This window comes from Gordonia sp. GN26, from assembly GCF_054823965.1.
The window spans coordinates 34,349-42,445 of sequence record NZ_JSYC01000053.1; the positions used below are offsets into that span (position 1 = coordinate 34,349).

Sequence of the window (8,097 nt, forward strand, 5' to 3'; positions counted from 1 at the left end):
GGCCACTCGCGCGGCGTGGGTGTTCGTCTGATGGCGCGTGCCGCGGCCGATGCGGGCGCTGCACGTCACAGAGTGTGTCGCGGGCCATGACCCGGCCGTTAGCGTTTCGGCCGCGATTAGGGGAAAACTCCCCTGCCCCTACCGTTGCCCCCGACATCCGGGGTCTGCCCCTGTTCAGCGGGTCCGCCACAGGACTAGGGATTTGCCCCGATGTCCCGGAGCGCACCGCTGCCTAGCGTCGAACTCGACACGGGATCGAACTGCGATCTCTCCGACGCAAGGAACGACGCCATGCCGACCAATGCGGTACTCGACTTCATCCTCGGTCTGCTCCGCGACGAGGACGCGTTCAACACCTACTGCGGTGATCCCCAGGCCGCGATCGACCGCGCCGGGCTCACCGGGATCACGCCCGCCCACATCTCGGCCGCGGCTCCGCTCGTCGCCGACTCCGGCCTCGCTGCCGGCGGCGCCGCCGGTGGTGGCCTGGGCGGTGCCATCGGTGCCGGCGGTGCCATCGGTGCCGGCGGTGCCGGCGGTGCCGGCGGCGGAGCGATCGGCGGGGCCGTCGGCGGTGGCGCCGGGGGCGGTGTCGGGTTCGGCCTCGGTGGGCTGGGCCTCGGTGACATCAACCTCGGAGGTATCGACGTCGGGGGCGGTGCCCTCGGCCTCGGTGGCGTGAACCTCGGCGGAATCGGGTTGGGCGACTTCGACTTCGGCGGTCTCCTCGGTGGTATCGGGTTCGGGGGCGTCGACCTGTCCGGCCTCTCCCTCGCCGACCTGGACCTCGGCGGTATCGCCTTCGGTGACCTGGACCTGGCCGGTCAGCTGGCCGTCGCCCTCGGTGCGGCCCTGTCCGCCGGGCTGGGCGCCGGGGGCGCGGTGGCGGCACAGTTCGGCGCCACGCTGGGCGCCGCCCTCGACACCGTGGTCGCGGGCGGCCTCGAGCTCGGTGCGGGTGCCGGCCCGCTGATCGCCGGTGCGCTCGCCGGCGCGATCGACGCCGACGGTGTGCTGGTCGGTCAGCTCGGCGCGTCGCTCGACGCCCTCCTCGCCGCCGGCGCCGGCATCGGACTCGGTGGCGGCCTCGCCGCCCAGTTGTCGACGGCACTCGGTGCGGGCGGTGAACTCGCCGGCGAGTTCGGCGCGACGCTCGGCGGACTGCTCGGCGCCACCCTCGGTTCCGGCGGTGCGCTCGGCGCCGACCTCTCGACCGCGCTCGCCGCCGGACTCGGCGCGGGCGGCGCCATCTCCGCGGTCCTCTCCGGAGCGCTCGGCCTCGATGCCGACCTGTCGGCCGACCTCACCGCAGCCCTCTCCTCGACGCTCGACGTCGCCGGTGACCTGTCCGCGACGTTGTCCGGGCTTCTCGACGCACAGGCCGTCGCCGACCTGTCCGGCGAACTCGGTGCGACGCTGACCGGCGCCCTCGGCTCGACCCTGGCGGCGGGCGGTTCGGCTGCCGCATCCGTCGGGACCGCGCTGGGCGTCGCCCTGACCTCCACCGCTGCCGCGGCCGGTGGACTGGCGCTGACCGGCGCGGCCGGTGCGAACGCGGTGCTCGCCGGTGCGCTGACCGCCGCTCTCGGGGTGGGTGGAGGTGCCCAGGCCGGCCTCGCCGCGACCCTGGAATCGGTGCTGGCGGCCGGCGGTCTCGTCGACCTCGACGCGGCCCTCGCCGCGGGTGGCGATCTGGGGGCCTCGATCTCGGGCGCACTCGCCGCAGGTCTCGAGGCCGGTGGCGACGCTGCGGGTGCCCTGGGCGCCGCGCTCGGCGGCACCCTGGCCGCAGCACTGGACGGTGGCCTCGCCGCCGATCTGACCGCCGGACTCGGCGGAGGACTCGAGACCGGCCTGGGACTGGGCGCGGGACTCGGCAGCGTCTTCGAGGGCTCCGTCGGGGGCGCCCTCGAAGGCGGACTGAACGTGATCGGCGGCCTGGGCGGCGAGTTGGGTGGCGCGCTCGGCGGACTGCTGTCGGCCGGCGTCGGACTCGACTCCGCGCTGAGCACCGTGCTCAGCGGTGTTCTCGGAGCAGCGGCCGGCGCCGATCTCGGGGCCGCGCTGGGCGGGGCGCTCGGCCTCGGCGGCGTGCTCGGCACCGACCTGGCCGGTCTCCTCGACGCAGGCCTCACCACCGACCTGGCCGCCCAGTTGGGGGCCGCACTCGGTGGTGGCGGCGACCTCGCTGCCCAACTCGGTGCCGCGCTCGGCGGTGTACTCGGTGCGACCGCGGGTGTCGACGGCATCCTCGACGCCGCGGCGGGTGCCGGTCTCGGTGTCGGCGAACTGCTGGCCGGCGATCTCGGTGGGGCCCTCGGCGTCGACGGCGCCCTCATCACCCAACTCGGCGGAGCGCTGGACGCCGCACTGGGCGCGGGCGCCGATCTGGGCCTGGTCACCGAGACGGCCGGCGACCTCACCGCCACGCTGGGGACGGTCCTGGGAGCCGGCGGCGACGTGGGAGCCGATCTCGGCGCATCGCTCGGTGCCGTTCTCGGTACCGCGCTGACCGGCGACCTCGGCGGTGACCTCGCCGGACGGCTGGCCGGCGGAGCAGACCTGGGCGGTGCCCTCACCAGCACGCTGAGCAATGCGCTCGACGTCGATCTCGGGGCCACGAATGGGCTCGTCACGACCCTGGAGTCCACACTGCAGGGCGGTCTCAACGGGGCGCTGACCGGTGAGCTCGGTGCGGTGCTCAACCCGAGTCTCGTGATCTCGCCGGAGGACGGCATCAACGTGGGCGGCCCGATCCTGACCGGCGGCCTCACCGGCGGTGTCGTCGGTGACCTCACCGGTGGCCTCGAGACGGGACTCGGCGGCGGACTCGCCGGACTCGGGACGACGCTGGAGTCGGGGCTCGGTTCGACCCTCGGCGGCGATCTCGGTCTCGGCGGTGGACTGGGTCTCGGCGGTGGACTGGGCCTCGACAGCTCACTCCCCGCGGAGGTCACCGACGACCTGACGACCGCCGTCTCCGGTGCGGCCGACGGCGGCGCGACCGTCGGCGGGGACGCGACCGCCACGGCCGGTTCGACGCTGGGCGGCACCCTCGGCGCGACGACCGATGCGATCGGCAACCTGGGCGCCGACCTCCCGGGCGACCTCTCGGGCAGCCTGACCGGCGGACTCACCGGCGGCGGCGAGGCCGATGGCGGCGTCGACCTCGGCGGCAGCGCGGACACCGACGCCGGACTCGGTGGCGCCCTGGACTCGACGGTCGGCGGAGTGGTCGACACGACGAGCGGCCTCACCGGGGATCTCACCGGCGGGCTGACGGGTGGCCTGACCGGAGGTCTCACCGGCGGGCTGGGTGCCGACCCGGAAGCCGGTACCACCGCATCCGGAGACGTCGACGCCGGACCCGACGCCGGCTGACCCCGGACCCGACGGCCTCGCCCCGGCATCGCCCGACGCCAGTACCCACTGGACGCGGACGGTGCCGGGGCCGACCTCGTCTCCGCGGCACGCGCCGGAACACCTCCCCAATGCCGACCGCGTGCGCCGACTCAGAACTACCGTGAGGACACCATGACAAGCTCACCCGCCGAGTTCCCGGCCAGCGGTCGGACGGTCGACGTCGCGCAGGCTCCCGCGACCGCCACCCCGACCGGACCGTCGACCATCGGCGATCTGCTGAGCACGATGTCGGAGGTGGCCCGTGAGGCCGGGCGAACCGATCTCGTCACCCGCCTCGACGGCGCGCGGACCCGCATTTCCGACCCCCGGTTGCGAATCGTCGTGGTGGGTCAGCTCAAACAGGGCAAGAGCCACTTCGTCAACGCCCTGCTGGACCTCGACGTGTGCTCGGTGGGAGACGACGAGACGACCGCGGTGCCGACCGTGATCTCGCACGCGCCCCAACCGACCGCCCACCTCGTCGTCGACGGTCCGTCCGCCGACAGTCGCATCCCGGTCCCGATGGACGCCATCGGTACCGTCACCCCCGACTCGCCCCTCGCCGGCGGCCGTGAGGTGCTGCGACTGGAGATCGGTGCACCCGGTCCGCTGCTGGCGGACGGACTCGTCCTCGTCGACACCCCCGGTGTCGGCGGTCACGGACACCCTTATGCCGCAGCCACGCTGGGCATGGTCGCCGCCGCCGACGCGGTGCTGGTGCTGTCCGACGTCAGCCAGGAGTTCACCGCGCCGGAGATGTCCTTCCTCCAGCAGGTGATCGGCCTCTGCCCGACGGTCGCCTGCCTGCTGACGAAGACCGACCTGTACCCGCATTGGCGGGCCGTCGCCGACGCCGACCGCTCGCATCTCCGGACCGCCGGCATCGACATCCCCTTGTTGCCGGTGTCGTCGGTGCTGCGTTCTCACGCGCTGCGGCTGGGCGACGAACAGCTGAACGCCGAAGCCGGTTTCCTCGATCTCTACCGCTACCTCCGCGATCACGTGGTGGCGACCGCCCGACAGGCAACCCGAGGAGCGGTGGCCACCGATCTCCGGGTGGTCAGCGAGCATCTCGCCCTCACCCTCGGCAGCGAACTCGCCGCGCTGCGCGATCCGGACACCGCGAACAAGGCCGTCCGTGCGCTGCACGAGGCCAAGGCCGATGCGGAGGCGATGCGCCGGCAATCCGCGCAGTGGCAGCAGACCCTGGCCGACGGGGTCGCCGACCTCGCCGCCGACATCGACCACGACCTCCGCGACCGGCTCCGCGCGGTCACACGTGAGGCCGAGCGCGCCATCGACGAGGGAGATCCGGGCGTCGACTGGGAACAACTCGCCGAATGGCTGACCGAGCAGACGGCAACGGTGATCGGCGACAACTTCGTCTGGGCTCACGAGCGGTCGGTCTGGCTGGCCCAACGGGTTGCCGATCATTTCGCGGCGGCCGGCCAGAATTCGCTTCCCGACTTCGACATCGCCGATTTGAACGGTGTTCTCGACTCGGTGTCCGAACTCGCCGAACTCGACAGCGGCAGGGTCGGGGTCACACAGAAACTCCTGATCGGGATGCGGGGGTCGTACGGCGGCGTGCTGATGTTCGGACTCATCTCGACGATGGTCGGCATGGCCCTGATCAACCCGGTGTCGGTGGGCGCAGGACTCCTGTTGGGCACCAAGGCCTACCGCGACGACAAGCAGGCGAAGGTACTCGAACGCCGAGCCAAGGCGAAGGTGGCGGTACGGGCGTTCACCGACGACGTCAGCTTCCAGGTGGGCAAGGAGTCCCGGGATCGGTTGCGGGTGATCCAGCGCGTGCTGCGCGACCACTTCAGCTCGGTCGCCGAGCAGACCGCACGCTCCATCTCCGAATCCCTCAGTGCCGCACAGTCCGCGGCGACCTCTACCGACTCCGAACGATCCCGTCGCGCTGCCGAACTCGAGGCCCGGCTGTCGGCGGTCGCTGCACTACGCAAAGCCGCCGATCACTTCGACCCCGACCAGATCGCGCCCGCTCACCCGGAACCGGCCCAGCCGAAGGTCGGTCGCCACGCGGCCGGGAGGTCCCACTGATGGCCGGGATCGATCGTGCGCGTGCGCTTCTCGATGCCGCTCGTGGCGCTCTGGCCGACGAACCCCATGCCCACGCCGAACTCGATCTCTGTGAACACCGGATGTATCAACCGGTACGGGTCGCGCTGGCGGGATCGTTGAAGGCCGGGAAGTCGACCCTGCTCAACGCGCTTGTCGGACAGGACATCGCACCGACCGATGCCACCGAGTGCACCCGGGTCGTGACTTGGTACCGCAGCGGCCGGTCGCCGTCGGTGACCGCACACGTCGACGACGGTCGCGCGGTGCCGATCCCGGTGACCCGGGTCGACGGACGCCTCGGCTTCGACTTCGGACGCCTCACCGCCGATCGCGTGGATCATCTCGATGTCGAATGGCCCGCCCGCGCACTGCAATCCACCACGATAGTGGACACACCGGGTACCGCATCGCTGTCGACGGAGCTGTCCGACTCCACGATCCGCCTCCTCGCACCCCGGGCCGACGAGCACCGGGGCCAGTCGGGGGTCGACGCGGTCGTCTACCTACTGCGATCCCTCACCGCCACGGACACGGCCATGCTGCGACGCATCGGCACCGCGATCGGCGGTTCGTCGGGCCCGCTGGGGGTGATCGGTGTCGTATCCCGCGCCGACGAGCTGGGCGCCGGCCGGATGGACGCGATGATCTCCGCCCAACAGATCGCCGGGCGCTTCGCCGGTGAACTCGAACGGACCGGTCTCTGTCAGGCGGTGGTCCCCGTCGCGGGGCTGCTCGCCCTGGCGGCCCGGACGCTGCGCGAGGTCGAGTTCCGCGCGCTGGCACAATTGGCCTCGACGCCGGGACCCGAACTCGAGGCGGCGCTGCTGACGGTGGATCGATTCGCGCGGCCCGACATCCTGCCCGACATCCCCGCCGGTCTCCGGCAATCACTCGCCGAGCGGTTCGGCGTCTTCGGCATCCGGCTGGCGGTCACACTCATCCGTTTCGGCGCGACGTCGTCGACCGCGCTGGCCGCGGAACTCCTCGACCGCAGCGGCCTGCCCGAGTTGAGTGCCATCATCGACACCCAGTTCGCCCAGCGTGCCGACGAACTCAAATCCCATTCGGCACTGGTCACGCTCGATCACCTGCTGGCGACGTCCCTGTCGACGCAGGCGGCGCAGCTACGGGCGTCGGTCCGACGAGAGCTCGCCGACGTGCACGGTTTCCGCGAACTGCGACTCCTCACCACCATCCGCGGCGGCGGACTCGACCTGCCTGCGGATCAGATCGCCGACCTCACCCGCTTGATCGGCGGCTCCGGGATCGATCCGACGACACGTCTGGGTCTCCCCGCCGAAACCGATCCGCCGACTGTTCGTATGTCGGCGATCGAGGCCGTTCGCACGTGGCGGTCCATCGCCGGCCACCCGCTGATCGCACCGGACGTCGCGTCGGCCTGTCAGGTGGCCGTCCGCAGCGCCGAGGGTATCGTGGCGCGTCTCGACGAGTCTCGAACAAACGCCAGCGCAACGGCTTTCAGCGCAGGGATTCGCTCACCGCGCGGGTGAAGGCGACGCCGGTGGCGATCAGCGCGACCACTGCCGCGGCCACCGGCAACCACAACACCGGCTCGGGAAGGCCGGCGGCGGCCAGCCCGGAGGTCGACGGATCGACAGTGAGACGGAATCCCACCGCACCCGCGATCGCGACCAGGGCACCGACCGTCAGAAGAGTCCGCCCCGCACGGCGACCGGCCCACAGACGCACTGCTCCTGCCACGCCCAGCACCGTGACCAGCAGGGCAAGACCTCCACCGACGAGAAGCGAGATGTCGACGGCGCGGCCGGCGTCGGTACCGCTGTCCGGGTGTTCGCGGATCAGGTCGGCGGCCAGGACCGCCCGGACGTCGTCCAGCGACGCGACGACCAGAAGGACCGTCACCAGGGTCAGCGCAAGAGCCACGATCCACCCCAGGACGACCCAGCGGACAGCCCCGGCGCGTCCGGTGCTCCGCTGGGGCCGCATGGGGGTGACGGCCACGCGGGGTCGCGGTGGTGGGGCATCGCCGGGCATCGACATCCCCCGATCGTATGCGCTCGAGGCCGCCTGTCCGGGAAACCGAGAATGCGTCGTGAGTATCGATTTTCGGACACTCACGACGCATTCTGTGGAACCGACCGGTCAGTCGCCGACTGTCGCACCCGTCAACGGGGGCGAGGCGGCGAGGAGTTCGTTCTCCTCCTCGGTGAAGGCCCGCGCCCGTGACAGGAAACGCACGCCTTCGGGAGCTTCCAGACTGAACCCGGCGCCGCGTCCCTTCACGACGTCGAGGATGAGCTGGGTGTGCTTCCACAGCTCGAACTGGTCGCCGTTGATCCAGACCCGCACTGCCGGAATGGGTTCGGGGAGTTCGATCTCGCCGACGAGGACGTCGCGCTGGCCGACGCGGTACTCCCCCACCGGATAACACATCGGGGCCGAGCCGTCACAGCATCCACCGGACTGGTGGATCATGAGACCGCCGTGCAGCTCCGACAACTTGGTCAGGAGCTGCACGGCGGCGTCTGTGGCGACCACCCGATCAGGAGCAATCTGTTCGGTGGTCATTCTCAATCACCTTCTGTGGGTTGCCCTTCGATACGCCCTTCGCAAGCTCCGGGC

Annotated in this window: 5 protein-coding genes; 3 read left to right on the forward strand and 2 right to left on the reverse strand. The window is 71.6% G+C overall.

Annotated elements, in window-relative coordinates; translation table 11 throughout:
- Nucleotides 1-291: 291 nt before the first annotated feature.
- The 3 genes from OK17_RS13060 to OK17_RS13070 all read left to right on the forward strand — a co-directional run bounded on the left by OK17_RS13060 (nt 292) and on the right by OK17_RS13070 (nt 7,004).
- Nucleotides 292-3,381, forward strand: coding sequence for an IniB N-terminal domain-containing protein (locus tag OK17_RS13060; RefSeq protein ID WP_461417689.1), 3,090 nt, complete (start codon nt 292-294; stop codon nt 3,379-3,381).
- A 153-nt stretch (nt 3,382-3,534) separates the two neighbouring features.
- Complete coding sequence (locus OK17_RS13065; RefSeq protein ID WP_461417690.1) at nt 3,535-5,472, forward strand: dynamin family protein; 1,938 nt, start codon at nt 3,535-3,537, stop codon at nt 5,470-5,472.
- Nucleotides 5,472-7,004 carry a dynamin family protein gene (locus OK17_RS13070; protein ID WP_461417691.1) on the forward strand — a complete coding sequence of 511 codons (1,533 nt, stop codon included), beginning with the start codon at nt 5,472-5,474 and terminating at the stop codon, nt 7,002-7,004. Before OK17_RS13065 ends, OK17_RS13070 begins: the two co-directional genes overlap by 1 nt.
- On the opposite strand, the gene OK17_RS13075 is transcribed toward OK17_RS13070, so the two are convergent.
- Complete coding sequence (locus tag OK17_RS13075) at nt 6,973-7,515, reverse strand: hypothetical protein (protein ID WP_461417692.1); 543 nt, start codon at nt 7,513-7,515, stop codon at nt 6,973-6,975. The genes OK17_RS13070 and OK17_RS13075 overlap by 32 nt on opposite strands.
- Nucleotides 7,516-7,617: 102 nt before the next feature.
- Complete coding sequence (locus OK17_RS13080) at nt 7,618-8,043, reverse strand: DUF779 domain-containing protein (protein WP_232718479.1); 426 nt, start codon at nt 8,041-8,043, stop codon at nt 7,618-7,620.
- Between the last annotated feature and the right edge of the window lie 54 nt (nt 8,044-8,097).